Source organism: Tamlana carrageenivorans (genome assembly GCF_002893765.1).
Taxonomy (GTDB): Bacteria; Bacteroidota; Bacteroidia; order Flavobacteriales; family Flavobacteriaceae; genus Pseudotamlana; species Pseudotamlana carrageenivorans.
Map to the genome: position 1 here is coordinate 1,700,475 of NZ_CP025938.1, position 26,351 is coordinate 1,726,825.

The window sequence follows — 26,351 nt, forward strand, 5'->3', positions numbered from 1 at the left end:
ATCTAGCATAACCATGGGGTGTTTTTGAGTTTAGAGGAAAATGTACAGTTCATGTCGAGTGTGAAATCAGGGAGTAATTAAGGTTTTAATATAGTTTTACTGTTTAAAACCAAATCGTATGAAACTTTTTAATTACCTACTTATACTTTGCTGTACATTTCAACTCACGGCACAAAACTATTCAGGGACCATTACCGATAAATCTACAGGTGCTTTTATTGAAGGCGCCTTAGTGACTTTGGTTGAAACTAACCAACAAATTACAACAACAGGCAACGGACAGTTTTCATTCTCGGTAACCGATAATTCGCCTAGAACTCTTCAAATTAACAAAGCAGGCTATGTTTTTGAAGATTTAAGAAGTCTTACGCCAACCACTAATATCGATATTCAGCTAAGAGTTAAAATAAAAAGCACGGCAACGTCGCGTTGGGAGAATTATTTATCGAGTTGCACCGCATATAATAATCCAAATATCCCAGATGATGTCAATTGGAATGTCACCTTTACCGAAACGAATTTAACAGGCGATTTTGCTCCCGATGCCACTTATACCCGTCGTGATCCTAGTGCGGTTATTCAGCATAATGGCTTGTATTATGTGTGGTACACTTATAAATTATCGGAAACCTCAACCTATTTTGGTACCAACGATGTTAACGATAATGTGTTTCCTTGGGATTATTGTGATATTTATTTCGCTACCTCTGTAGATGGTTATAATTGGGATGAACAGGGTGTTGCTGTGGCTCGGGGAGCTTCCGGTCGTTTCGACGATCGCTCTGTGTTTACACCAGAAATCTTTGAGCATGAAAATAAATTCTATTTAATATATCAGGCGGTTCAGCATCCCTATATCGAGCGGGTAAAGAATACCGTAGCTATGGCGGTAGCCGATTCGCCTAATGGTCCATGGACGAAACTAGAGTCGCCTATTTTAAGAGCCACCGATAATGGTATTTGGGCAACAAATTCTACAAGTCGTCTTGATGTGATTGAGAAAGGCGATTTTGATAGTCATAAGGTGCATGATCCTTGCCTCATGTTTTATAATAATAAATTTTACCTATACTATAAAGGCGAGCGTATGGGCGAGGAACGCTATTGTGGAGAGCGCGAAATTCGTTGGGGCGTTGCTATTGCCGATCAACCAACGGGACCGTATATTAAATCGGAATACAATCCTATAACAACTTCGGGGCATGAAGTAAGTGTTTGGCAATATAATAATGGTATTGCTATCATTCAAAAATTGGATGGTCCCGAAAGAGGCTCGGTACAGTTCTCTACCGATGGGGTAAATTTTGAAATGAAGGGTACAGCAACACATGTACCTGATGCATTAGGTATTTTTCGTTCAAACACGGAAGGCACAACACCTTCAGCTGGGGTTACTTGGGGATTGGCACATCAACTTAATTGGGATCAGGTGCAAGGCGGTTGGATGCATTTAAAACGTTTTGATTTGGTACAGGAAGTCAACGAACCCTCAAGTGATGCCATTATTATAGAAGCCGAAGATTTTGAAGCTACTAAAAATGAAGTGGGATATGCACCAAATGGTTATGATGGTGTGCATGCCAACGCCACAGGGGTTGATCACGTTAACCGCCAAGATTGGATGGAGTTTACAGTATATATTCCTGAAACTGGTATGTATGAACTCACGTATCTTATAAGTACGCCTTCAGATAATGCTGCTGTGCAAATGCAAATAGATGGACAAATTGTTGCTAATACGACCGTGCCTAATAATGGTAGTTGGTCGAATTACGAGCTTTTAAAGCATCAATCGCTTATTCATATTGAATCTGGTGTTTATGTGATTCGCATTTTAGCAAATGGAAGCAACGATTGGCAATGGAATATGGATAAGTTTTACTTAGAGAAACAATCGGCATTAGGCGTTTATCCGCAGGGCAGTGATGTTTTAGATGACTTATACGTGTATCCAAATCCTTCAAAATCATTTTTGTATATCGGTAATCTTAAACAATCGGTAAATTATAAGATTTATGATCTTTTAGGAAGACATGTATCACAGGGCATAGTAGGTCCAAAAAAATCGGTTGAAATTACAAATTTTGAAGAAGGACAATACGTGTTGATGCTGGAATATAAAAAGGCTAAGCAGTCTTTGATGTTTATAAAGGCATAGGCTATTAAAAGGGTAAAATTTATCGAAGTATATAAATTGAAAAAGGTGAACAACCTAATGTTCACCTTTTTGCCCCAAATCTACCATGAACTTAACCTACTTATGTTATGGTGCCCCAAATATAAAGCAGGAATACGAACTGCTAAAATTTATTAGCTGAACTACTTAAATATTGGCTTAAAAGATATTTTTAATAAAAATAGGAGGGTGTAACCTTCTGAAATAAAGAATTGTAGGGTTTGTATTGTAAAAAAATACGAAATAAAAAAGGTGAACAAATGTTCACCTTTTTTGCCCCAAATCTACCATGAACTTAACCTACTTATGTTATGGTATTACCAAGTTATAGGTAATTCCTTTAACTAGAGTATTTATTAGATAAACGGCAGATTTATAAGATTAAATGTTTTAAAGTGCGATGAAATGTATTAGAGTAAGTTAATTACTACAAAAAATTCATATCATTTTTATTAATATGCACGTTCGCGATTACCTTCAAAAAAGTTAATAAAAGCTCTGTTAACCACTCTGTTACCTCCAACGGTAGGGTAATTCCCTGTAAAGTACCAATCACCTAGGTGTTCTGGACATGCTTTATGTAGGTTTTCTACTGGTTGGAAAATAATTTTAACTTCAGCTTTTACACTTTCGTCACTTAATAATTCTGAGATTTTATCTGAAATCTGCTCATCCGTAAACGGATCGTAAATTTCTTTTACAAAATTTTGGACGTATTTATCGGCAAGTTCCGTTTGCGTAATACATTTTTCGTACACTTCCTTAACAATATCATATTTACCTTGGTCTTTAAGAAGCTCTAAAGCGGCTCTAAAAGCAATTAAATCTTCAAGACGTGCCATGTCAATACCGTAGCAATCTGGGTAACGAATTTGAGGTGCCGACGATACCACGATGATTTTCTTCGGGTTTAAACGATCAAGCATTTTAAGGATACTTTTCTTTAAAGTCGTCCCTCTTACAATACTATCGTCTATAATTACTAAATTATCATTAGGTTTTATAACGCCATAAGTCACATCGTAAACATGCGCTACCAAATCATCTCTACTACTATCTTCGGTAATAAAGGTTCTTAGTTTTACATCTTTAATTGCAATTTTCTCCACTCGGGCACGCTCCGATAAAATTTCGGTTACTTTGGCAGCCGATAAGGAACGTTGACCATTCAATATGGCTTCCGTTTTTTTCTCGTTAATGTAGGCTTCAGCCATTTCAATCATACCAAAAAACGACGTTTCGGCTGTATTAGGAATGTATGAGAACACCGTGTTTTTGGTGTCATTATCTATTGCTTCAAGCACTTTTGGCATTAATAATTTTCCTAGCTTTTTACGCTCTTGATAAATTTCGGCATCACTACCTCTTGAAAAGTAAATACGCTCAAAAGAACAAGATTTTCTTTCTAAAGGTTCTAAGATTTTTTTAAATCGAACTTCGCCAGATTTTTTAACAATAATAGCTTGTCCTGGGTCTAATTCTTTTACTTTATCAAATTCAACATTAAAAACAGTTTGAATTACAGGGCGTTCAGAAGCGACTACAACCACTTCATCATCCTTATAATAATATGCTGGACGAATACCTGCAGGGTCTCTTAATACGAAGGCATCACCGTGACCAATAAGTCCAGCCATAGCATATCCTCCATCCCAGTTTTTAGCAGCACGTTTTAATATTTTAGCTACTTTTAAACGCTCGGCAATGAGCGGAGACGCTTGTTGTTTATTGTAACCTTCCTTTTTTAAATCTCTGTAAACCTTGCTCACTTCATCATCTAAGAAATGACCAATTTTTTCCATAATGGTAATGGTATCGGTATATTCCTTTGGATGTTGCCCCAATTCGATAAGATTTCCGAATAACTCCTTAACATTCGTCATATTAAAGTTGCCAGCCATAATCAAATTACGGTGCATCCAGTTGTTTTGTCTTAAAAAAGGGTGTACGCTTTCTACACTATTTTTTCCGAAGGTACCATAACGAACGTGACCTAGTAATACTTCGCCAATGTAAGGGATGTTCTTTTTTTGTGCAGCTACATCATCCATATATTCTGGATGCTCTTTAAATTCTTTATTAACACGATCGTTAATTTGAGCAAAAATATCTTGAATAGGCTGTTGGGCGATCGAACGGACTCTACTAATGTAGCGTTCTCCTGGTTTTGTATCTAATTTAATACTGGCTAATCCAGCACCATCTTGACCGCGATTGTGCTGTTTTTCCATCATTAAATACATCTTATTTACCCCATAAAATGCACTGCCATACTTTTCTTTATAATATTCTAAAGGTTTTAATAGGCGTATAACAGCTATTCCACATTCGTGTTTTAAGGCATCACTCATAATATTCTTGTTTTCGCTTATTTAAAAATTCGTAACGAGGTGTTGAATTTTTATTTTTTGCTGAATTCTAAAAGGTTTATAATTAAAAACGCACTCTTTTTCGAGCGCGTTGTGTTATGCTAATTCTATATCAAACTGGGTTAAATCTTTAAACTGTAATAAGCGTTGATGTACTTCTTGATTTGATAAATTTTGGGTGCGTTCTGTACCAAATTTTTCCACACAAAAAGAGGCTAAAGTAGACCCAAAGATCACAGCGTTTTTCATGTTTTCATAAGAAAAATCGTTGCTTTTAGCAAGGAAACCAGCAAAGCCACCGGCAAAAGTATCGCCAGCACCTGTTGGGTCAAATACGGCTTTTAAAGGTAATGCAGGAGCATAGAACGCTTGGTCTTTATGAAATAATAAGGCACCGTGTTCTCCTTTTTTTATCACCACGTATTTAGGTCCCATGGTTTGAATTTTTTCGGCTGCCACTAACAGCGAGTATTCTCCTGTTAGCTGTCTAGCTTCTTCATCGTTTATCGTAATCACATCCACACGCTTAATCACATTTAATAGATCGTCTAAAGCGCAATCCATCCAGAAATTCATGGTATCTAAAATGGCTAATTTGGGCTTGGTCTCCATTTGATCTAAAACACTAGTTTGGACGAGAGGATGTAGATTTCCTAACATTACCACTTCGGCATCTTTGTAGTTTTCAGGAACCACAGGTTTGAAATCTGCCAAGGTATTTAGTTCTGTAATTAAGGTATCTCGAGAATTCATATCGTTGTGGTAGCGTCCGCTCCAAAAGAATGTTTTACCATCTTTAACGATTTCAATTCCTGAAATATCAATGTTTTTATTGGATAATAAGTCTAAATATTCCTGCGGAAAATCGCCTCCTACTACAGAAACAGCAGCAGTGTCGACATTAAAATAAGAAGCCGCAAGACCGATAAAAGTTGCAGCGCCCCCAAGAATTTTATCAGTTTTTCCGAAAGGCGTTTCAATAGCGTCAAAAGCTACTGTGCCAACTATTACTAATTTACTCATAAAAGAGAATGGATAATTTTTGTGCAAATATAAGCCTTTTTACAGATTAGGGCGATTATATTTATTTCAAATTGATTGAAGTATGATACTTTAATGGTTAAAGATTAATATGTTGTTTGGTGCTGATGATGAGGTTGTTGGGTTTATTTTCTTCCAAAATCAGCAGGAATTTCTCCCCAAGCTTTGGTTTCCCATTTTACGATGGTGGTTTGGTACGTATTATTTTTTAACCAGTCTAAAGCGCGATCAACCAAATCAAAAACCGCCTTGTTTTTGGCATTGCGTTTTAATTTGGTATTGCAGGTTTTCTTCTTTACCCAGCTCATCGCAATTTTAGAATCGGTGTACATAATACGGTCGCTGTTATTTTTTTTCAATAAGGCCAAACCGTGCACTAGGGCTAAAAATTCTCCTATATTATTGGTGCCTTCTTCAAAAGGGCCTTGAATAAAAAGTTGTTTTTTTGTTTTTGTGTCGACCCCGCGGTATTCCATAACACCTGGGTTTCCGCTAGAGGCTGCATCAACGGCAATAGAATGGTAATTGGGTTTTCCTATTTTTTTAAGTTGTTCGGGACTTAAGGCGCTTTCAAAAGATTTGTTTTTTCCAACGTGGTCGAAATAACTACCATCCAGAGCTTTTTTGGCAGCATCCAAAGTTGGAAAAGATTTGTATTGGGCACTAGGATAATCTTTAATTAAAGATTTACAAGTGTTCCAAGAGTCAAAAACCCCAGTTTTGTGACCTTTCCAAATGGTATAGTATTTCTTTTTAGATTTCGACATTTTTGTTATTCCCTTAAAGGAGGGAATCTCATAAATTTAAGTTGTGTTCTAGACACAGATTTTCACCGATTAATAAAGTATGCTAAAGGTAGTTAGCTGAGAACATCTTATATAATGTTGTAAATATACAAATGTTCTGCAGGTTGAATTTTAATAATAATTACGCATGGAGTAGTTCTTCTACCACCTTAGGAAAGTGCTCCATTTCTAAGGTATGAATTTTTGCAGCAACATCATCGGCTGTGTCGGTTGGATCAACTTCACAAGTAGCTTGGAAAATAATGGCGCCTTCATCGTAATGTTCATTCACATAGTGTATGGTGATGCCTGTTTGTGTTTCTTTGTTGGCAACCACCGCATTGTGAACATGCATACCATACATGCCTTTTCCGCCATAATTAGGGAGTAAAGCAGGATGTACATTAATGACTTTATTAGGAAAGGCATTCAATATATTATCGGGGAATTTCCAAAGATATCCTGCAAGCACTATTAAATCTGGCTTAGAGGCTTTTAGAATATTAAGGACGTCTTCCGTTTTTGAGATGGCTATGCTGTTAAAGGATAAAGCACTAACGTTAAGTTTTTTTGCCCGATCCAATACTTTCGCTTGAGGATTGTTTGTGAGCACCTGCACGACCGTTGCCGTTTCGCTATTTTCGAAAAAACGAATTAAATTTTCGGCATTAGAGCCGCTTCCTGAGGCAAATATCACAATGCGTTTCATTTATTTTATGCGTTTTTTTAAAGGTTGTAAAAGATTTTAACGCCAATTAAGGAGAATTCTTGTTAAAATCCTCATAAGTTGCGTTTTAATACAGACTTATAGACTTATATTTGTACCGGCAAAAAAAAGAATAATTATTAACAATTAGAAGCGATTATATAAATACTTAAAAGTAATTTTAGTAAATTACAGACACATTTTTAAACTAAAGACGTGTTTTAAAAATAAAGTTTTTTATTTTTGCAGCCTAAATTAAAAATTTAAAATTAAAAGTTATGTCAGACATTGCATCAAGAGTAAAAGCGATTATCGTAGACAAATTAGGAGTAGATGAGAACGAAGTTGTTACTGAAGCTAGCTTCACAAATGATTTAGGAGCAGACTCTTTAGATACTGTAGAATTAATTATGGAGTTCGAAAAAGAATTCGATATTCAAATACCAGATGATCAAGCTGAAAATATCGCAACAGTTGGTCAAGCTATTTCTTACATAGAAGCAGCAAAATAAGTAAAAACAAGCAAAATACTTTATGGAATTAAAGCGAGTTGTAGTCACAGGATTAGGAGCTTTAACACCAATAGGCAATACCAAAGATGAATATTGGGAAGGCTTACTTGGCGGGAAAAGTGGGGCTGCGCCTATAACGTATTATGATACCGAAAAGTTCAAAACAAAATTTGCCTGCGAATTAAAGAACTTTAACGTAACCGATTTTATTGATAGAAAAGAGGCTCGAAAAATGGATAAGTTTGCCCAGTATGCTATGGTAGCTGCAGACGAAGCCATTGAAGATGCTAAATTGAATCTTGATGAAGTTGATAAATTACGTGTTGGTGTGATATGGGGTGCAGGAATAGGTGGATTAGAAACTTTTCAGAACGAGGTTTTAAACTTTGCCTCTGGAGATGGAACACCAAGATTTAACCCGTTCTTTATTCCTAAAATGATTGCTGATATTGCACCAGGAAACATCTCTATAAAACATGGTTTTATGGGGCCTAATTACACAACGGTTTCTGCTTGTGCTTCTTCTGCTAACGCCATGTTTGATGCCTTAAACTCAATACGTTTAGGTCATACAGATGTAGTGGTTACAGGAGGTAGTGAAGCGGCAGTAACTATTGCGGGAATGGGTGGATTTAATGCCATGCATGCCTTATCAACTAGAAACGAAACTCCGGAAACGGCTTCTCGTCCATTCGATGCCACTAGAGATGGCTTTGTTTTAGGGGAGGGAGCAGGAGCACTTATTCTAGAAGAATATGAGCACGCTAAAGCAAGAGGCGCTAAAATATATGCCGAGTTTATTGGAGGAGGTTTATCTTCTGATGCGCATCATATGACAGCTCCGCACCCAGATGGTATTGGTGTTATAGCAGTAATGAAAAATTGTTTGCAAAATGCAGGTTTAAAACCTGAAGATGTAGACCATATTAATACACACGGTACGTCAACGCCATTAGGTGACGTTGCCGAGCTTAAAGCCATTTCAGAGGTTTTTGGTGATCATGCAAAATCTATAAATATCAATTCAACAAAATCAATGACAGGACACTTATTAGGTGCTGCTGGAGCTATTGAAGCGATATCGGTTATTTTGGCCATGGAAAATGGTATTGTACCACCAACCATTAACCATACGACTGTAGATGAAAAAATTGATCCTGAATTAAATTTAACCTTAAATAAGGCTCAAAAACGCGACGTTAAAGTGGCTATGAGTAATACCTTTGGATTTGGCGGTCATAACGCTTGTGTGTTATTTAAAAAAATAGATTAAACCCGAATGCTATAAACCATAACGATAAATTAATTTTTACAGTAAAATGAAACATGGTTTATTACATCTGATAATTAAATAGTATATTCGATCTCAGATGAAAAACATTCGCAACATATTAAATTCCCGTTTTAAACGCAACGGGAATTTTTTTATGCAATTAACTAAAATCTTAGAATCTAAACCTAAGGAAATTAAGTACTACAGGCGGGCCTTTACACACCGTTCTATGAATATAAAAGATAGTAAAGGAAACCCTTTTAATTATGAGCGTTTAGAGTTTCTTGGTGACGCGATGTTAAGTTCTGTTATTGCATCTCATTTATATCTTGAAGTACCAGGTGGCGACGAAGGTTATCTTACTAAAATGCGCTCTAAAATTGTAAGTAGGGAACATTTAAATGAATTAGGGAAACAACTTAATCTTATTGACTTAGTAGAGAGTAAAATTCCTCCGGGACAGTTTGGCGACAATATTCATGGGAATTTATTCGAAGCCTTAATTGGAGCTATTTTCTTAGATCGGGGCTATAAATATTGTGAAAAATTTATAACCAAGCGGCTTATAATTCCTCACGTCGATATTGAAACTCTAGAGGGTAAGGTGATAAGCTATAAAAGCTTATTAATTGAGTGGTGCCAAAAGGAGAAGAAAACCTTTAATTATCATGTTTATGATGATACTGGAAATGACGAAATACGGCATTTTTCAGTAAAACTTTCTATAGACGACAAAGTCGTAGCTAAAGCCCGAGCGACTTCTAAGAAAAAAGCAGAAGAAAAAGCCTCAAAACGGGCCTTTTTTGCCTTCCAGAGTACCATGTCTAAAATGATATAACCATTCATTTTTATTTAAACGAACTACAACGTTTTAGTAGGAATTATTGTTAACAAACTACCAATAGTTTCATTTCGCTATGATATAATATTATCTTTGTGAAGTTTGAATGAAAGTTATGGCTGTTCAAAAATTTGTTTTAGATCATGCTTTTGATGAAGCTCTTTTTACCTTAGTTGGTATACACTGCAATTTAGAAGATTACCGCTTAGCTTATCTTATAAACCGTGTTTTAGGGATTGCGCTCAAAAGAAGAAAAACAGATTTAGATTTGAGTCACAGTCAAGCTACATTCTCCATCTTTGAATGGGAAGATCAAAAACAATTAATAAACTGGAGTTTAGTCTCTAATATTTGTAAAAAAGAAGAGTTCCAAACGCGAAAATTTGATTCGTTATTCGACTCTCAAGAAAAAATAATAAAAACATTTCACCTATTGCCAGAGTATAAAACTGTAAATTTCCTATTAAAAATTGATAGTGAAATAAGCACTAACAAAACGAAGTATATTTTAGACAGGCTTTTAAAAATACCTCAAATTGCAACAGCTTACAGTATTGATTCTAGCATGTTGAAATCTAAAGACAATTTAATTTTTAACTAATGGCGACAACAAAGAAAACTAAAATAGTAGCAACTCTAGGTCCTGCTACAAGTTCCAAAGAAGTTTTAAAGCGTATGCTCGAAGAAGGAGCAAACGTATTTAGAATCAATTTTTCTCATGCCGATTATAACGACGTTGCAGAACGTGTTAAAATGATTCGTGAGTTGAATGAAGAATACGGGTTTACTGCTGCAATCCTAGCCGATTTGCAAGGACCCAAACTTCGTGTAGGCGTTATGAAAGAAGAGGTTGTAGTAAATGCAGGTGATGAAATCATTTTTGCTACAGGCGAACGTTTTGAAGGTACTAAAGAGCGTGTGTATATGACTTACAAAAGGTTTCCACAAGATGCGAAACCTGGGGAGCGTATCCTTTTAGATGATGGTAAACTTATTTTTGAAGTGGTTTCAACCGATAATGAATCTGAAGTTAAGGCCAAAGTCATTCAAGGAGGTCCCTTAAAATCTAAAAAAGGTGTAAACCTTCCTAACACGAACATATCTCAGCCTGCATTAACCAAAAAGGATATTGAAGATGCTATTTTCGCAATCAGTTTAAATGTTGATTGGATTGCTTTATCCTTTGTACGTCATGCTGAAGACTTAATGCAGTTAAGTGATTTAATTGCCGAGCATACCGAGCATAAAATTCCTATTATAGCTAAAATTGAAAAACCAGAAGCGATTGAAAACATCGATAAAATTGTTGCACATTGTGATGGTTTAATGGTGGCTCGTGGAGATCTTGGTGTTGAAATTCCAGCTCAAGAAGTGCCACTTATTCAAAAACAATTGGTGTTGCGAGCGAAAAAAGCCAGAATTCCGGTAATTATTGCGACGCAAATGATGGAAACCATGATTTCTAGTTTAACCCCAACTCGTGCAGAGGTTAACGATGTGGCGAACTCGGTAATGGATGGTGCAGATGCCGTAATGCTTTCTGGAGAAACATCGGTAGGTCAATATCCTGTACAGGTTATTAAGCAAATGTCGGATATTTTAAAAAGTGTTGAAAATTCAGGTTTAATTCAAGTGCCTCAATTGCCACCACATATTCGTACAAATCGTTATATCACAAAAGCTATTTGTTATCACGCAGCAAATATGGCCAACGAAATTAGTGCCAAAGCAATTTCTACACTAACAAATAGTGGCTATACCGCCTTCCAAATTTCGGCTTGGCGTCCATCATGTCATATTTTAGTGTTTACTTCAAATAAGCGTATTTTAACACGTTTAAGTTTACTTTGGGGGGTTCGTGCATTTTACTACGATAAATTTGTAAGTACCGATGAAACCATCGAAGACGTTAATGCTATGGCTTGCGAAAAAGGGTATTTAGAGGCTGGAGATATGCTTATTAGTTTAGCAGCGATGCCAATTCAAGAAAAAGGTATGGTGAACACCTTGCGTGTTACCGAAATTAAGAGCTGTAAAGCCTAATTTACACCTATTTAAGCTTATAAAAGGGCTGTCTGAAAACAACTTTCAGACAGCCCTTTTTTTGTAAATTAGCTTTTCATTTCTAATATTAATTATTTTTCGTAATGATTAAAACCTAAGTTTTTAATAAAAAAATAAGGCTGCTTTTTCTAGCAGCCTCATGGTTTAAATTTTAAAAATTTATGCTTACCAAGCCCCAATATAGTGGCTTCCTGCTACATTGACTAATTCGGCACCTTTGGTTACATCTCCAGTTTCGGTATCAACCACATAAATGTTTCCATTCTTTCCAACAGGAGCTTGCGTTAAGTAAATGTCATGGCCATCTACAGCATAACTTTGGTATTGGAATAAGTAGAAATCGGCTTCATAAGGAATGGCATCAATTTTAGTTGCCGTTTTTGCTTCTAAATCAACCAAAGCAAAAAAACCTTGTGCACCAGCTACACCTTCAGCAGAACCCGCGTGACGGTAAGCCAAAACACCTTTACCATTGGCAGCAGGGCGCCAAGCTAGGATATACGCGTCTTGAACGCCAAGGGCATCATCTAAATTAAATACATAAGAATCGTCATATTGGTTGTTGCTACCAATTTTTAAAATATGAGAACCTTCAGGATCATTTTGATTGGCTTGATATACACTACCATTGTATTCAAAAGCATTAATACTACGGTATCCGTTAGTATCGCCATGTCCTATTCCAGAAGAAATTACGGTTGGGTTTAATAAAGAAGGGTAATCTAAAACAATAGTTTGCGAGCCTAGTCTTTCGAAATCACTTTCTCTTTCTGTTGTAGCAGGATCAACCTTTCTTACACTCGCGCCAATGTATAATTTATCACCCGCAGCGTTTAAAGTAGGCATGTCTATTCTACCTATATAGTAACCTTGCGCTTCTAATTCTGGGCTTAAAGCAATATTATGTTCTTGAAAGTTTTTTATAGAAGAATTTACTAAGTCTAAAGTTACAACACCAATGGTTGCATTGGTACGCCTGTATATATCATCGGTAGCATCGTTTACAGTTCCATTGTCGTCGATTTCATGTTCGGTACTTACATACACGGCAGCACCTGTTTGATCGCCGTCAAATAATTTTATCCATCTTGGTGCCGTACCTACGTATTCTGCAATACTAATACCAGCGCCAATTTGTTCGAAGTTTTGTCCGCCTTTTACGGTGTATTTAGTATAATTTCCACCAGTATCGCCGGCATAGCTAATGTTAAAAATGGTGTTGCCATCTTCAGAAGCTTGTAATCGTGCTGTTCGGTTTGAAGGTACAATAAAACCATTGTCGAAAGGTTGAATTGAAAAGCCTGGGTCTTTAGCGTTGTCACTACTAATAGAGTAAATTAAAGTTCCACCATTTCCATCACCTGGATTTTCACCCATTCTTGCGGCAGCAATGGTAATCCATCTGCTTGATTCTTCTTTTTCTTCTTCTATAATAGGGGTATCAGAATCGTCACTACAGCTCATTGTAAATAATAATGCTGTACATGCCAGACTGAGCGTCTTTATGTTTAAAAATCGATTTTTCATGGTATTTGAATTTAGAATTTATTTATAAAATAATTAAGTTTTAGGTAAAATGCGCGTCCAGGTTTTTGGATAGACAAGTTGTCGTAAACGGGTTTGTCGAAAATATTTTTGATGTCGAAACTCACGACAACCTTATTGTTTGGAAAGGCGTAGTTAATTCCAAAATCTTGAGCTAGTTGTTCTGGCACTTTAAAAAAGTCGTCGCCAACGGTATTACTACCCTGAGGGACGATATATGAGAATTCTCCGGTGAAATAGGCCGTATAAAATAGGTTTAATCGGGACTTATTTTGGAATAGATTGTTAAACCCATAATTTAAGCTAGCATTCATCGTGCTGAAGGGTGTATTGGGAACGTCTATTTCTACACCACCATTTATTATTTTTAGCTCAAATTTTGAGACATTAAAATTACATCTCAAGTTGTTGTTAAAACTATAATCTAATTGTGCTTCAAAACCTTTAGAAGTACCACTACCTTGGTTTTCGTATAGAATGGTTTCGCTATTAACATTCATAGATGTTTCAATAGGTAGTCCTATGCGATCTGTAATGTTCCTAGTAAATAAGTTAGTAGAAATTGTAAACTCGTGTTTTTTCAGTCTGAAAGCGCCAAACCTAAAGCCTAAATTGAAGTTGTTACTTTGTTCAGGTTTAATACTTGGGTTGGCTATGACGTTATCGCCATCGTTACCAAAAATTTCAGTTTCATTTGGTAATCGAATCGCTTTTTCTGCGGAGGTTAAAAGACTAATTGTTGGAAGGATGGCGTAAGACATGGCAAAACCATAACCATGGTCTTTAGTATTGGCCTTAGTTATTTCCTCCTCAACTTGTTTTGTAGTACTATCAACGTAGGGGTCAATGTTAATGGTTTTTTGTTGATAGTATTTACCGAAAATATTGGCTTTTAATTTGTTATCGAAAGCCTGTAATTCATAGGTAAATGAGAATATGTTTTTATGTAGATCCCTTGTACCTACGAAGGTGTTTTCTAAAAGGGACTTGAGTTCATCACTGTCTTCACGATCTATACGGTTGTAGAAATGATTAAATATGAATTTATGTTGTCTGTTAATGGCGTAGGACACGCCTGTTCTTATGGAGGCTACATTTCTATTTATAGTCGCTAATGTTGGACCGCCTTCTTGTTGCGAACCCCACGCGTACTCGTAAACATCACCTTTATAGTCAATGGCTCTTTTACCGGTCCAACTGTAAGCTTTCGCTACGGTGTCATTTACAATGCGGTTTCGATTCCCGTATAAACCGGTAAGGTTAACATCCAATCCTTTGGTAAAGAGGTCTTTTTTCAGGTATCTCACATTCGCTAAAAGGGCATCCGATTCCAAAAAGCGGTCTTTGTAAGGAGTTGTGGTCATAAATGCACCATGCTGAACTTCTTTATAATCATCGGATCCGGTGATTCCTATAAAAAATTGATCGGCCCAACTTACATTCGTGTATCCTACTTCAAGCATGCCACCGGTCGAACGGTACGCATCGTTAAATCGCCTCGCAACAATAGGAGTTTGCACACCGCCTAAACCTTTATCAACAACGCTACGACCCCAAACTTTATAATTATTGTCGGAGTAATTATTAAATCCAGAGGCTTTTACAGTGAAGCCTGATTTTTCAAAGCGGTATAAACCATTAAAATTGGCTTGTATGGTGTTAAAGGAACCAAAGGAAACGGCCGTATTAAAATTAGATTTAGTGCCTTGATGTAGCACCACATTAATGGCACCTCCCAAAGCATCATCGGCTAAATAGCCAGGAACAACACCTTTGTATACTTCTATTCTTTTAATCATAGCAGGTGGAATGCTGTTTAAGTTAAAGGATGAACCGTAAACAGAAATAGGAATGCCATCAATAAAAATACGTACAGCACTTCCTGATAGACCGTTTAAACTATACTCCACATGAGATCCTAGACCGCCATTCTGACGAATTTTTACTCCAACTGCCGTGTTTAATAATTCATTAGTTTGAATATTTCTTTGACTAACCTCTTTGGTTTCTATTACATTAACAGCAAAACCTTCGTCTTCAATCCTTTCTTTTTGTGTTTTGCTTCGTAAATAAACCTCATCTAAATCTTGAAATGCTGTTATTTCAAGTTCGTATTTTACAGCGTGTTCTATGGAGCTTATTTCGGTTTCTAAAGTATGTGGTTTCGCCTCTAAAGAATGTGTTTTAATGGTGTATTTGCCATAGGGCAGATTTTTAAAAACAAATTCACCGTTAACACCAGAAGATGTTATTCTTCTTACGGAGTTTCCTATTAAAGTCACCTGAGCGCCTAAAACAGGTTCGTTATTATTAAAGGTAATTTCACCATATAAATGACCATTTTGGCTAAAGTTTAAGTAACTAATAAGTACGAATAGGAGGGTTAAAAATGATTTGCTAAAAGGCATTTGTTAATTTTTTTGTCAAAATTATACTTATTTAGACTAATTACAAATAGCGTTATGAGATTTGATATATTTTTAAAAAATTCATGAAAAACGAACAAACTGATAATTTGGAAGCTTCTAAAAAACTAAATATTTAATATTAATTTAGATTAATTATAAACAATGAATTTGTAACGATTAATAACTTGTCGTTTTTCGGGTGATATCATGTGAAAAGACGTTTAAAAACAGCAGATATAGCCGTAGGGTATGAAAAAGTATTAAAATCCAAATTTTAACTGCACACTTACGCTTTCTTTTTCGGGTGTTTTTTTTGTTTCTGTGTTAAGGTTTGATAAAGAGATTCCTAAAAGCCGAACCGAATTATTTAATTGCTCTTGGTATAACAGGTCTTGGGCGGTTTTAAAAATAAGGTCTTTATCATTTATATAATAGGGAAGTGTTTTACTTCGGGTTTGCAAGCTGAAATCGCTGTATTTTATTTTTAAGGTTATTGTTTTTCCAGCGACCTTCGATTTAGAAAGGCGTTTGGAAACTTCTTCGGCGATATGGTTTAATTTTTCAAGCATAAAGACTTCAGAAGACAAGTTTTCACTGAAAGTACGTTCTGCCGCCAAGCTTTTTCGAATGCGGTTCGGTTTAACCTCACTAGTATGAATACCACGAACCACGTGGTAATAATAGCGTCCAGATTTTCCAAAATGAGTTTCTAAAAAATCTAAGGACTTGCTTTTTAAATCCAATCCTGTAAAAATGCCTTTTTGGTACATTTTTTCGGCAGTGACCTTCCCCACACCGTAAAATTTTCTAATATCTAAATGTTCTAAAAAGGAAAGCACCTCTTCGGGGTTCACTGTTTTTTGTCCGTTAGGCTTATTATAATCACTAGCAACTTTAGCAATAAACTTATTTATTGAGATACCAGCAGAAGCCGTTAAGCCCACTTCATTAAAAATGCGTTCTCTAATTTCTTGAGCAATTAAGGAGGCACTCGGATTCCCTTTTTTGTTTTTCGTAACGTCTAAGTAAGCTTCATCAAGGGATAGCGGCTCCACCAAATCGGTGTAGTCCAAGAAAATTTTTCTTATCCTTTTGGAGATTTCTTTATAGCGTTCAAAATTGGTTTTTACAAAGATGAGTTCCGGACAAAGTTTTATGGCTAAGTTACCAGACATGGCGCTTTTAACGCCAAATTTTCGAGCTTCGTAACTGGCGGCACTAATAACGCCTCGTGTTTCGCAACCGCCTACAGCTATGGCTTTGCCTTTTAATTCTGGGTTATCCAATTGGGCTACCGAGGCGTAAAAGGCGTCCATATCGACATGAATTATTTTTCTTATTGGTAAATCGGATAACATACTGTAAATTTATGAATTCCTATGAAGGTGTAATCTTTGTTTATTCAGATTTTAAAATAATTTAGAGACCCCAAGGTAAATTGGTCCCGAGACATATGATAGAGATTGAACGTAAGTTTTTAGTGCATTCTGAAACTTTTAAAAAAGAAGCTTTTAAGCAAACCCGTATTTGTCAAGGGTATTTAAATTCCCATAAAGATCGGGCGGTTAGAATTCGAATAAAAGGTGATGAAGGCTATATCACGGTTAAAGGCGCCTCTTCTAAATCGGGTTTATCACGATTTGAGTGGGAAAAACAGATTTCATTAGATGAAGCTGAAGCCCTTTTAAATCTATGTGAAGAAGCTATTATTGATAAAGTACGCTATGAAGTACAAGTCGGTAAACATGTTTTTGAAGTTGATGAGTTTTTTGGTGACAATACAGGTTTGGTCCTTGCCGAAGTGGAATTGACCACAGAATCTGAAACTTTTATAAAACCCGAATGGTTAGCCGAAGAAGTTACAGGAGATGTTAAATATTATAATTCACAATTAAGTAAAAACCCATTTAAACTATGGAAATCATAAAAAAAATAGCCTCAGTTTTTTTAATTATGTTATTCATTATCGCTTGTAAAGATGATGTTAAAAAACCAGAAGTTATAGAGCCAACGCCCGAAGAATTGGCTGTTATGAAAGTAAAGGATTCTTTGTATGATGCTTTTGTAAAGACTGAAGCCAATAAGAAAACGCAAAAACAAATAAAAGAGGCCTTACACGCCAAAGGTTATAAAACTTTCGATTATATAGATGAGAAAACACAGGATACCATTTTAATGCAGCAATATTTCATTGCTTTTTTAAAGTCGGGAGCTATTCGTGGCCAGAACGAAGAAGAAGCCGCCGAGCTTCAACAACAACATTTAGAATACTTAGGTAAAATGTACGACGAAGGTCATGCCGATATCTCTGGCCCTTTTGGTGACGATAGTGATATAAGAGGAATTACCATTTATAATGTACCTACAAAAAAAATGGCCGAACGCTTAGCTAATGACGACCCTATGGTTCAGGCAAATCGTTTAAAAGTTGAAATCCATCCTTGGTGGGCAGCAAAAGGCCATCATTTAAGATGATATTTAAATTTATTAAAGGCCTTTATTTTATTTTAAATATCGCTATTATTTTAGCGCTACTCATACTGCATTTTATAATTAAGGATCGTACTTACGAGTGGTCGTTGATATTTTATCCTTTTCCCTTACCTGTTATTATAGGTATTGTTGTTGGTTTGTCCATATTTCTTGGTAAAAGGCGAAAATTTAACTTTATAGTGGCTGGAATTTTACTGCTGATTTGGCTTGCCGGAAGCTTTAGGTTTACCTTACCCGAACCTATTGTAGAAAAAGATTTAGAAGTTGTTTTTTGGAATACCTCTCGAGAACATCACTTTGAAGATGCGGTTGAACAATATGGTGGTTTTCCTGATGTTATGGTACTTGCGGAGGCTAGTGATTCCGATTTTACGCGCTTACAAGCTTTGTACCCGCAGTATCATTTTTACAAATCTAAACGGGAACTTTCTGTTTTTTCAAAGCATCCCATGACTATTGTTTCCGATAATATTTCAAAGTACAATACTTCTGTAGTCCATTTTGAAACTTCAGGCATTCATTTTTTTCCGTCGATGTTACAGGTAGTAAGGATGTGCCCCGATATTGGGAACTGGATTATGTTGATGAGCATATAAGCTTTGGAGAACAAACTATGGTTTTAGGTGATTTCAATTTGCCTTACGAATCCCTGTACTTTAAGGAAATAAAAAGGCATTTCAATCACTGGTTTTCCTCTAAGGGCAATGGTTTTCGAGAAACATGGTCATGGGGTTTGCCTTTATTGTCTCTAGATCATATTTGGGTGTCTAAAGATTTAGAGATTTTAGATTCTAAAAAATTAAATTCTTTAGAATCGGATCATGAAATGATAAAAACAGTCATTAAGCGTTAATTCACAGCTGAAGGCTTTCTTAATTTTGATTTGTCATGCTGAGCCTGTCGAAACCCTTGTTAACGATTAGTGTATGAAGAAATTTCGACAAGCTCAATTTGACAGTACAGCAATATATTGAGTATTATGAAGGAGATCCTTTAGTCTTACCTCCCTTTGGATGACACTATTTTATTGCGATCTCTTATAAATCAAATTTTATACCTTGAGCCAATGGCAATTCGGTAGTATAATTAATGGTGTTGGTTTGTCGGCGCATATAAACTTTCCAAGCATCCGATCCCGATTCACGACCGCCACCAGTTTCTTTTTCACCACCAAAGGCACCACCAATTTCAGCGCCCGAAGTCCCAATGTTAACATTAGCAATACCACAATCGGAGCCTTCCACCGAAAGAAAACGTTCGGCCTCACGTAAATTATTAGTCATAATCGCCGAGCTTAATCCTTGTTCCACATCATTTTGTATGTTAATGGCATTTTCAACGGTACCTTCGTATGTCATCACATATAAAATAGGCGCAAAAGTTTCTTGTTTCACCATGTTAAAATGGGGTTCTACGGCAACAATAGCAGGCTTCACATAACAACCACTTTCATATCCAGAGCCTTTAAGGGTACCTCCTTCAACAAGTACGTTTCCGCCTTCTTTTACGACTTGCTTTAGAGCCTTATTGTACATTTTTACGGCATCGGTATCTATTATAGGTCCTACATTGTTGCTTTCATCTAAAGGATTTCCAATGCGTAATTGTTGGTAAGCTTTAGTAATGGCTGTGACCACTTTTTCGTAAATGCTTTCATGAATTATTAAGCGTCTTGTTGAGGTGCAGCGCTGTCCTGCAGTACCTACAGCACCAAAAACGGCTCCAATAACTGTCATTTTTATATCGGCATCGGGTGTTACAATAATGGCATTATTACCACCAAGTTCTAACAAGCTTTTTCCTAAACGGGCAGCCACTTCTTGAGCAACGGTTTTACCCATTTTTGTCGATCCGGTGGCCGAAATTAAAGGAATTCGAGAGTCTTTAGTCATAAATTCACCCACTTTAGCATCACCAATAATCAGGTTAGAAATGCCTTCAGGTAACTGGTTTTCAGCTAATATTTCGGCTATGATGTTTTGACAAGCTATGCCGCAAAGTGGTGTTTTTTCCGAAGGTTTCCAAACACAAACATCACCACATACCCAGGCTAAAGCCGTGTTCCAAGCCCAAACGGCTACAGGAAAATTAAAAGCAGAAATAATACCAACCACACCAAGAGGGTGGTACTGTTCATACATGCGGTGTCCTGGGCGTTCGCTATGCATGGTCAGGCCGTGTAACTGGCGCGAAAGCCCAACCGCAAAGTCGCAGATATCGATCATTTCCTGAACTTCTCCTAAACCTTCTTGGTAACTTTTACCCATTTCATAGGAAACCAATTTGCCTAGGGCTTCTTTTTTCTCCCTTAATTTATTTGAAAATTGCCTTACCATATCGCCACGTTGCGGTGCTGGTACTTTTCGCCAATGCCAAAAGGCTTGGGTAGCGCTTTCCATTACCTTTTCGTAATCGGCTTTTGTTGTGCTGGTTACTTTAGCGATTAGTTGGCCATCAATAGGAGAAATGCTCTCGATGGATTTTCCATTCGAAAACTGGTTTGAACCTGTAGATGTACCCAAATTCACAGGTTTTATGCTTAAAACTTCAAGGGCTTTATTGATACCGAAATCGGTGTTTGTATCACTCATTTTTAAATATATTAAGGGCTTTTTAGCCATTTTTACTAAAGTAATATTTAAAAGTGGGTTTTTAAGGATGTCGTCTTTTCCTAAACAGAACTTTAACAAAAAAAAGACCGTCTAAAAAAAAGACAGCCTATCGGTTTTAATGTTTGAAAAAAATATTTTTTACTTCCTCAGAAAAATAAAACTGAAGTAATTAATACCGCTTTCGCTTTTACTTACGCCTATGCCTATATGGGTGAAATCGGCTTCAATATTGTTTTTGTGATCGAGATTATTTAACATGGCTTCAACGACATTATTGGCTGTTTTGTATTTTGACGCTACGCTTTCACCCATCTTAGTAGGGTTTTCGGCTTTAATCAATAAACTGGCACGTTCTTGGTAGTTGTCGTAACTCATTTTGTCTTGGGTAGCCATGTATAAACTGTGTTCTTCGGCTAAAGTGGTTGCATAATCATTAAAAGCCAAGGAGGGTAAGTCTAGGTTCGATCTATGGTCGTTTAATAAGTTTAGAATTTGACTGTTAATACTAGAGTCTTCTTGATTAGTGTCATCATCGCTTGAAGAACAAGATAATACACTAAAAAATAAAGTAAACATGATCATGAGCGACCATGGTTTAAGGTAGGTGGTTTTCATAATTATAGGTTTGGGCTGTTCAAATATACATTTTAATGGGTTGAATTGACAAAAATCTTTACGGATTTTATTTATTTGTGTAAATATAATCCTACATAAACAATAGGTGTAAGTTTAGAAATACAAAAGCAAGTCAGTCTTTTGTACCGTTTTATCGACTAATTTTAGAAAAAAACCTGTTGTTTATCGAAAATTGTCAGAAAATCAGGAAGCAATGTTTTTATAAGTCTAAATTTGCCGCTTGTTATTTAATATTCAAATTTTTAAACTAAAATTTATTAGTATAATAATCTCTCAGTCTCTCAAATCTTATGGCAAAATTCTACTCTCAGTTTGATAGAGCGCTTTTTGTAGCTCTATTTTTTTTGGTTAATCAGTTTTCATTAAATGGGCAATGTAAGCCTAGTAATGTAGGAACGAATAGCCAAGTTGGAATTACAAACTTCACGATAACAGGTGTTGCTGGTTCTACAATAAATAACAAGAGTGCTATTGGACAAGGATATACAAATTATAATGCAAAATCTGTTAATGTTACCGCAGGAGGAAGCTGTACTTTTTCTATTACAAACACAAATGGTAGCTGGGGTGATGGTGTAAAAACGGTATTATGGATAGACTACGGCGATGGTAATTTTATTGAAGCCTATAATTCTGAGGAGTTCAAACCTAACTTAAATCAATCAGGAACTATTCTAATAACAAAACAACTACAAGACACGGCTGTATTACGCGTTGTTTCCTTCTATTGCCGTACGTGTGACCCACAGTACGATGTTGATGCATGTAATTTTGAAGGCAAAATAACAGAGATAGAAGATTATACGCTAAATTTTGCATTACCAAGTATTCCAGAGGCATTTGAGGATGAATTAATTGTTGGGAAAGATTCGAGCGGAGTTAGCAATCAAATAAATGTTGGAGCAAATGATATGATTAGCAATCACCTTGGAGATGGTGACGATTTTTCTATCGCGACGACCCCATCACACGGTTCGATTACCGAACTAGATATTGATGGAACATTTGAATACGTGCCAAACCCAGGTTACGTTGGAACAGATTACTTTACTTATTCAATTTGTGACAGCAATGGTAACTGTGATACTGCAACTGTAAACATCATCATAAACACAGGAGCTTGTGTACCTGTATCTCATACCAATGGCAGTGCTTATATTACAAATGTAAAACTTGATGGGGCAAATTCTACTAGTATTAATAATAATTCCGGAGACGATGGTGGATATGGTAATTATTTAAACACGCCTTCTGTTGACCTAATAGCAGGAAGTGAAATAACCGTATACATTACAGTAGCGGGAGGACCGTTAAACCTAGGGCTATTTATTGACTATAATAAAGATGGCATTTTTAGCGACAGTGAATTTATTAGAGGTACAAATAACGAATATATTACGTTTACAATACCTAATAATGCATCAGTTGGAACCACAGTTATGAGAGTTGGTGTTGAAAAAAACTGGTTTCAACAAGACCCTTGTGGGATCACTTACGATCTCCAAGAATTCGAAGACTACTTCGTAAACATAGCTTCTAAACTAGAAATTAGAGGAAATAATAATCTTATTACAAATGGATCAACTATAACAAATAGTAATAACAATACTTATTTTGGAGAAGTTGATCCTGGCTCAGCAAGTATTACAAAAACGTTTACGATTATAAACACGAATCCTAGTACAGGCAACATAAAATTACCAGCAAATCCGGTAAGCTTCATAGCGTCATCAAGCGATTTTACAATAACCCAACAACCCACTAAAAAAACTGTTTTAAACAGGGGAAATTCCTCTACAACTTTCGAAGTAACGTTCAGTCCAAGTTCATTAGGACTTAAACAAGCTACTATTAGCGTAGCTAGTGATGATCCAGATAATAATCCATATACGTTTATAATTGAAGCAGAAGTAAAGGATTCAGCAGTAATAATTAACGGGTCATATGCCTTAAACTTTGATGGTGTAGATGATTATGTAGAAACACCAAATGTTTTAGATGATTTATCAGAAATTACTTTAATGTGCTGGATAAAACCAGAATCGGATGGCTCTACACAGCAATTTGTTATTGGCCAAGATAACTTTAACATTCAATTAAATAGCACTAATATTACGGCTAACATCAATGGAACATCAGTTGGAAGCTCAACCACTTCTTTACAACAAGGTGTTTGGATTCATGTTGCAGTAACTTACAATACAGCAACAGGCTTGGCAAACATGTATATTAATGGTAATCATTTGGTAGACTCAAAAGTCGTAGGTAAACCCCTTAGCACAAGCGCAAATAATTTTACCATTGGAAAAAATCCAGATGGAAACGATCTTTATTTTAAAGGAGAAATTGATGAAGTACGAATTTTTAATGAGGTTTTAACAGCATTAGACATTCAAAAAATGATGTATCAAGAGTTAGATGATACCAATTTCAATAAAGGTAAAATTATAGATAGAGAAATAAAAAGTTCTCTTAATAGTTCTTTACTACGTTATTACAAAATGGATAACTACATTGGTGATGCTGTTGTAGACAAAACCGGAAATACCGATGCTACCATGTATAATGACGGTATCTCAAATATACTTCCACAAACCGCACCACTCCCTTTTGTAACTCAGGCAAATGGCGATTGGGGTAGCAAAAAAACCTGGTTACATGGCGATGTTTGGGATATTCATGATGAAGCGCATAATAACGAATGGGTAATCGTTAAAATAGCTCATGAAGTTACAACAAGTTTTTCGCACACAACATTAGGTTTGATTGTAGATGAAAAGGCAAGACTTGATGTTTTAAAAGACTCGGAGTTGGATAATACCTGGTATTTAGAATTGAATGGTACTATTGATTTACAAGGTGAATCTCAATTAATTCAAACAAAAGATAGTGATTTGGTTGCTGGTGCCCAAGGGGTTTTAGAAATCGATCAGCAAGGCGAAGCTAATAAACATAATTACAATTACTGGTCATCACCTGTACATAGCTCAAATCCTAATAGCGCGGTTGATGGTAATGAAAGTTACACCGTTGCTAGTGTGTTAATGGATGGTTCGGATGAAGATACCCCCAAAACGATAAGTTTTATTGGCGGTTACGATGGTGTAAATACCGGTACATCAATCTCTATTGCCGAATATTGGATTTGGAAATATGCCAATAATAAGAGCGATTCCTATGCCTTATGGCAACATGTGAAAAGTGGAGGAGAGATGCGTGTTGGTGAAGGTTATACCATGAAAGGACCTGGAACAAAAGGGGGAAATAGCGAACAGAACTATACGTTTAAAGGAGTTCCTAATAATGGAGATATCACATTAAAAATTAATCCTGGTAATGAGTATCTGGTTGGGAATCCATATCCTTCGGCTATGGATGCGCATGAGTTTTTGGACAAAAATAAGGACGTTTTAAATGGTACATTATACTTTTGGGAGCATTATGGCGGGAATTCGCATTATTCCAAGGATTATGAAGGTGGTTATGCCGTGTATAATTATTCTGGAGGTACGCCAGCAATGATTGGTACTTCAGCCTCAAACGACCCAAGTCATTCAGAATCTCCTAAAAAAACACCATATCGCTATATTCCTGTAGGTCAAGGTTTCTTTGTAAAGGCAGCTACGGCAGCCGAAGCTGATATAGTCTTCCAAAACGATCAAAGAATTTTTGTAACCGAAGGCACTGGTTCGTCTATTTTCGTTAAAAATGCGCGCACTAAAACAGCAAAACAAGAGGACTCAAAATATATAGACCGCCGTCCAAAAATTAGAATCCACTACAAATCACCAAAAGGCTATGTACGTCAATTATTAACAACTGTTGATGATCATGCTACCATGGGAGTTGATTGGGGTTACGACGGACTAATAAATGAAACCAATATCGAAGATATGTATTGGGAGGTTGAAAATGCCGATTATGTCATTCAAGGGATTGACGCTATAACCGAACAAACGGTTCTACCTTTAACTGTAAAAACCAAATCTGGAGGCTTGATTGAAATTAGTATAGTTACTTTAGAAAACCTACCTGATGATGTGCCCTTGTATTTAAAGGATTACGATACCTATCACGATTTAAAAGCAGGGTCGTTTTTTGTTAATGTTGATAGCGGTCTAATTAACGACCGTTTTGCATTGGCCTTTGCTAATGGTGAAAATACTTTAGAACGTACTGAAAAAGACCTCAACAGTTTAAGCCTGTCTTACAATAAGCACAGTTCGAGCATCAGTATTAGCAATCCTAAAAGCATGAATATTGAAGGCTTAAAAGTTGTTAATATGCTTGGTCAGGTGGTTTTAGAATATCCTGTACATTCATCCGACACAAAAATAAGTTTACCTACTAGCTTAGCGTCAGGGGTGTATGTGTGCGCTTTAGTTACAGGTGAGATGGAAGTTTCTAAAAAAATAGTGATTTCGGAGTAAAGTCATTTTTATGATGTTTAATTTTTAAAGCGAACTCTATATCGCCTCTTCTAAAATACCTCTACAATCTATTAATACCAGATTGTAGAGGTATTTTTGTATGCTATGAATTCTCAAGAATGGTAGTCATCAAATTCATCAAACAAAGATCATCGTACCCAAGCATCAAATTAGCGTATGCCTGCAATTTAAATCCTTAAATAGTCATATGAGAAAATAGTCATATGAGAAGGTTTAGGTAGTCAAAAATTAATCTAAAAAAGTAGTGCTTTTCTTGCTGATTTCGTAAAATATATATGGGAATTACTGTAAGTCAGTGATTTTCATCGAAAAAACATCCCTCTTTTTGCCTGTTTTAATTAATTATTTACTTTTGATCTGGTAAACCAGTTTGGTTTGTCAGTTGAAATGACTGCTGATAATGTTTGTGAATTCAGCAAATTAAACCAAACGCCACCAT

The 26,351-nt window shown here is 36.2% G+C and carries 20 protein-coding genes; 11 read left to right on the forward strand and 9 right to left on the reverse strand.

The window, feature by feature from the left end; all coding sequences use genetic code 11:
• Positions 1 to 118: 118 nt before the first annotated feature.
• The gene (locus tag C1A40_RS07620; RefSeq protein ID WP_102995393.1) at positions 119 to 2,158 is read left to right on the forward strand and encodes a carbohydrate-binding protein; all 2,040 of its coding nucleotides are present in this window, start codon (positions 119 to 121) and stop codon (positions 2,156 to 2,158) included.
• A 470-nt stretch (positions 2,159 to 2,628) separates the two neighbouring features.
• Here the strand turns inward: C1A40_RS07620 and C1A40_RS07625 are convergent, their stop codons facing one another.
• The 4 genes from C1A40_RS07625 to purN form a co-directional block, all read right to left on the reverse strand.
• Positions 2,629 to 4,527, reverse strand: coding sequence for an amidophosphoribosyltransferase (locus C1A40_RS07625; protein ID WP_102995394.1), 1,899 nt, complete (start codon positions 4,525 to 4,527; stop codon positions 2,629 to 2,631).
• Positions 4,528 to 4,641: 114 nt separating this feature from the next.
• Complete coding sequence (locus C1A40_RS07630) at positions 4,642 to 5,568, reverse strand: PfkB family carbohydrate kinase (protein ID WP_102995395.1); 927 nt, start codon at positions 5,566 to 5,568, stop codon at positions 4,642 to 4,644.
• 143 nt (positions 5,569 to 5,711) lie between these two features.
• Positions 5,712 to 6,353, reverse strand: a complete 642-nt coding sequence (locus C1A40_RS07635; protein ID WP_102995396.1) for a ribonuclease H1 domain-containing protein — start codon at positions 6,351 to 6,353, stop codon at positions 5,712 to 5,714.
• Between the two features lie 160 nt (positions 6,354 to 6,513).
• Complete coding sequence (purN, locus tag C1A40_RS07640; protein WP_102995397.1) at positions 6,514 to 7,080, reverse strand: phosphoribosylglycinamide formyltransferase; 567 nt, start codon at positions 7,078 to 7,080, stop codon at positions 6,514 to 6,516.
• A 275-nt stretch (positions 7,081 to 7,355) separates the two neighbouring features.
• Between purN and C1A40_RS07645 the strand changes: the two genes are divergently transcribed.
• From C1A40_RS07645 to pyk, 5 genes are all read left to right on the forward strand, one after another.
• Positions 7,356 to 7,589: an acyl carrier protein gene (locus C1A40_RS07645; protein WP_007647141.1), complete on the forward strand. Its 234-nt coding sequence runs from the start codon at positions 7,356 to 7,358 to the stop codon at positions 7,587 to 7,589.
• 22 nt (positions 7,590 to 7,611) lie between these two features.
• Positions 7,612 to 8,862 carry a beta-ketoacyl-ACP synthase II gene (gene fabF / locus C1A40_RS07650; protein ID WP_102995398.1) on the forward strand — a complete coding sequence of 417 codons (1,251 nt, stop codon included), beginning with the start codon at positions 7,612 to 7,614 and terminating at the stop codon, positions 8,860 to 8,862.
• 97 nt (positions 8,863 to 8,959) lie between these two features.
• Complete coding sequence (rnc, locus tag C1A40_RS07655) at positions 8,960 to 9,700, forward strand: ribonuclease III (RefSeq protein ID WP_102995399.1); 741 nt, start codon at positions 8,960 to 8,962, stop codon at positions 9,698 to 9,700.
• A 118-nt stretch (positions 9,701 to 9,818) separates the two neighbouring features.
• On the forward strand, positions 9,819 to 10,304 hold the full coding sequence (locus C1A40_RS07660; RefSeq protein ID WP_102997160.1) for an IPExxxVDY family protein: 486 nt from the start codon (positions 9,819 to 9,821) through the stop codon (positions 10,302 to 10,304).
• Positions 10,304 to 11,746 carry a pyruvate kinase gene (pyk, locus tag C1A40_RS07665; RefSeq protein WP_102995400.1) on the forward strand — a complete coding sequence of 481 codons (1,443 nt, stop codon included), beginning with the start codon at positions 10,304 to 10,306 and terminating at the stop codon, positions 11,744 to 11,746. The genes C1A40_RS07660 and pyk overlap by 1 nt, the downstream gene beginning before the upstream one ends.
• Before the next feature lie 186 nt (positions 11,747 to 11,932).
• On the opposite strand, the gene C1A40_RS07670 is transcribed toward pyk, so the two are convergent.
• The 3 genes from C1A40_RS07670 to dinB form a co-directional block, all read right to left on the reverse strand.
• Positions 11,933 to 13,294 carry a hypothetical protein gene (locus tag C1A40_RS07670; RefSeq protein ID WP_102995401.1) on the reverse strand — a complete coding sequence of 454 codons (1,362 nt, stop codon included), beginning with the start codon at positions 13,292 to 13,294 and terminating at the stop codon, positions 11,933 to 11,935.
• Between the two features lie 11 nt (positions 13,295 to 13,305).
• Complete coding sequence (locus C1A40_RS07675) at positions 13,306 to 15,720, reverse strand: TonB-dependent receptor (RefSeq protein ID WP_102995402.1); 2,415 nt, start codon at positions 15,718 to 15,720, stop codon at positions 13,306 to 13,308.
• 260 nt (positions 15,721 to 15,980) lie between these two features.
• Positions 15,981 to 17,078, reverse strand: coding sequence for a DNA polymerase IV (dinB, locus tag C1A40_RS07680; RefSeq protein WP_102995403.1), 1,098 nt, complete (start codon positions 17,076 to 17,078; stop codon positions 15,981 to 15,983).
• Positions 17,079 to 17,173: 95 nt separating this feature from the next.
• Between dinB and C1A40_RS07685 the strand changes: the two genes are divergently transcribed.
• From C1A40_RS07685 to C1A40_RS07700, 4 genes are read left to right on the forward strand one after another with little or no spacing between them, the layout of a single operon-like run.
• On the forward strand, positions 17,174 to 17,647 hold the full coding sequence (locus tag C1A40_RS07685; protein ID WP_102995404.1) for a CYTH domain-containing protein: 474 nt from the start codon (positions 17,174 to 17,176) through the stop codon (positions 17,645 to 17,647).
• Positions 17,635 to 18,195, forward strand: a complete 561-nt coding sequence (locus C1A40_RS07690; RefSeq protein WP_102995405.1) for a YciI family protein — start codon at positions 17,635 to 17,637, stop codon at positions 18,193 to 18,195. The genes C1A40_RS07685 and C1A40_RS07690 overlap by 13 nt, the downstream gene beginning before the upstream one ends.
• Positions 18,192 to 18,809, forward strand: coding sequence for a hypothetical protein (locus tag C1A40_RS07695; RefSeq protein WP_102995406.1), 618 nt, complete (start codon positions 18,192 to 18,194; stop codon positions 18,807 to 18,809). The genes C1A40_RS07690 and C1A40_RS07695 overlap by 4 nt, the downstream gene beginning before the upstream one ends.
• Complete coding sequence (locus C1A40_RS07700) at positions 18,767 to 19,066, forward strand: endonuclease/exonuclease/phosphatase family protein (RefSeq protein WP_158651316.1); 300 nt, start codon at positions 18,767 to 18,769, stop codon at positions 19,064 to 19,066. The genes C1A40_RS07695 and C1A40_RS07700 overlap by 43 nt, the downstream gene beginning before the upstream one ends.
• A gap of 184 nt (positions 19,067 to 19,250) precedes the next feature.
• Here C1A40_RS07700 and amaB read toward each other — a convergent pair whose 3' ends face one another.
• Complete coding sequence (gene amaB / locus C1A40_RS07705; protein ID WP_102997161.1) at positions 19,251 to 20,804, reverse strand: L-piperidine-6-carboxylate dehydrogenase; 1,554 nt, start codon at positions 20,802 to 20,804, stop codon at positions 19,251 to 19,253.
• A gap of 159 nt (positions 20,805 to 20,963) precedes the next feature.
• Positions 20,964 to 21,440: a CAP domain-containing protein gene (locus tag C1A40_RS07710; protein ID WP_102995408.1), complete on the reverse strand. Its 477-nt coding sequence runs from the start codon at positions 21,438 to 21,440 to the stop codon at positions 20,964 to 20,966.
• A gap of 311 nt (positions 21,441 to 21,751) precedes the next feature.
• Between C1A40_RS07710 and C1A40_RS07715 the strand changes: the two genes are divergently transcribed.
• The gene (locus C1A40_RS07715; RefSeq protein WP_102995409.1) at positions 21,752 to 25,891 is read left to right on the forward strand and encodes a LamG-like jellyroll fold domain-containing protein; all 4,140 of its coding nucleotides are present in this window, start codon (positions 21,752 to 21,754) and stop codon (positions 25,889 to 25,891) included.
• Positions 25,892 to 26,351: the final 460 nt, after the last annotated feature.

What these genes read in the sequence shown, in the direction of transcription:
- C1A40_RS07620 (WP_102995393.1), top strand. Translation starts at nt 119, where the DNA reads ATGAAACTTTTTAATTACCTACTTATACTTTGCTGTACATTTCAACTC.
- C1A40_RS07625 (WP_102995394.1), bottom strand. Translation starts at nt 4,527, where the DNA reads ATGAGTGATGCCTTAAAACACGAATGTGGAATAGCTGTTATACGCCTA.
- C1A40_RS07630 (WP_102995395.1), bottom strand. Translation starts at nt 5,568, where the DNA reads ATGAGTAAATTAGTAATAGTTGGCACAGTAGCTTTTGACGCTATTGAA.
- C1A40_RS07635 (WP_102995396.1), bottom strand. Translation starts at nt 6,353, where the DNA reads ATGTCGAAATCTAAAAAGAAATACTATACCATTTGGAAAGGTCACAAA.
- purN (WP_102995397.1), bottom strand. Translation starts at nt 7,080, where the DNA reads ATGAAACGCATTGTGATATTTGCCTCAGGAAGCGGCTCTAATGCCGAA.
- C1A40_RS07645 (WP_007647141.1), top strand. Translation starts at nt 7,356, where the DNA reads ATGTCAGACATTGCATCAAGAGTAAAAGCGATTATCGTAGACAAATTA.
- fabF (WP_102995398.1), top strand. Translation starts at nt 7,612, where the DNA reads ATGGAATTAAAGCGAGTTGTAGTCACAGGATTAGGAGCTTTAACACCA.
- rnc (WP_102995399.1), top strand. Translation starts at nt 8,960, where the DNA reads ATGAAAAACATTCGCAACATATTAAATTCCCGTTTTAAACGCAACGGG.
- C1A40_RS07660 (WP_102997160.1), top strand. Translation starts at nt 9,819, where the DNA reads ATGGCTGTTCAAAAATTTGTTTTAGATCATGCTTTTGATGAAGCTCTT.
- pyk (WP_102995400.1), top strand. Translation starts at nt 10,304, where the DNA reads ATGGCGACAACAAAGAAAACTAAAATAGTAGCAACTCTAGGTCCTGCT.
- C1A40_RS07670 (WP_102995401.1), bottom strand. Translation starts at nt 13,294, where the DNA reads ATGAAAAATCGATTTTTAAACATAAAGACGCTCAGTCTGGCATGTACA.
- C1A40_RS07675 (WP_102995402.1), bottom strand. Translation starts at nt 15,720, where the DNA reads ATGCCTTTTAGCAAATCATTTTTAACCCTCCTATTCGTACTTATTAGT.
- dinB (WP_102995403.1), bottom strand. Translation starts at nt 17,078, where the DNA reads ATGTTATCCGATTTACCAATAAGAAAAATAATTCATGTCGATATGGAC.
- C1A40_RS07685 (WP_102995404.1), top strand. Translation starts at nt 17,174, where the DNA reads ATGATAGAGATTGAACGTAAGTTTTTAGTGCATTCTGAAACTTTTAAA.
- C1A40_RS07690 (WP_102995405.1), top strand. Translation starts at nt 17,635, where the DNA reads ATGGAAATCATAAAAAAAATAGCCTCAGTTTTTTTAATTATGTTATTC.
- C1A40_RS07695 (WP_102995406.1), top strand. Translation starts at nt 18,192, where the DNA reads ATGATATTTAAATTTATTAAAGGCCTTTATTTTATTTTAAATATCGCT.
- amaB (WP_102997161.1), bottom strand. Translation starts at nt 20,804, where the DNA reads ATGAGTGATACAAACACCGATTTCGGTATCAATAAAGCCCTTGAAGTT.
- C1A40_RS07710 (WP_102995408.1), bottom strand. Translation starts at nt 21,440, where the DNA reads ATGAAAACCACCTACCTTAAACCATGGTCGCTCATGATCATGTTTACT.
- C1A40_RS07715 (WP_102995409.1), top strand. Translation starts at nt 21,752, where the DNA reads ATGGCAAAATTCTACTCTCAGTTTGATAGAGCGCTTTTTGTAGCTCTA.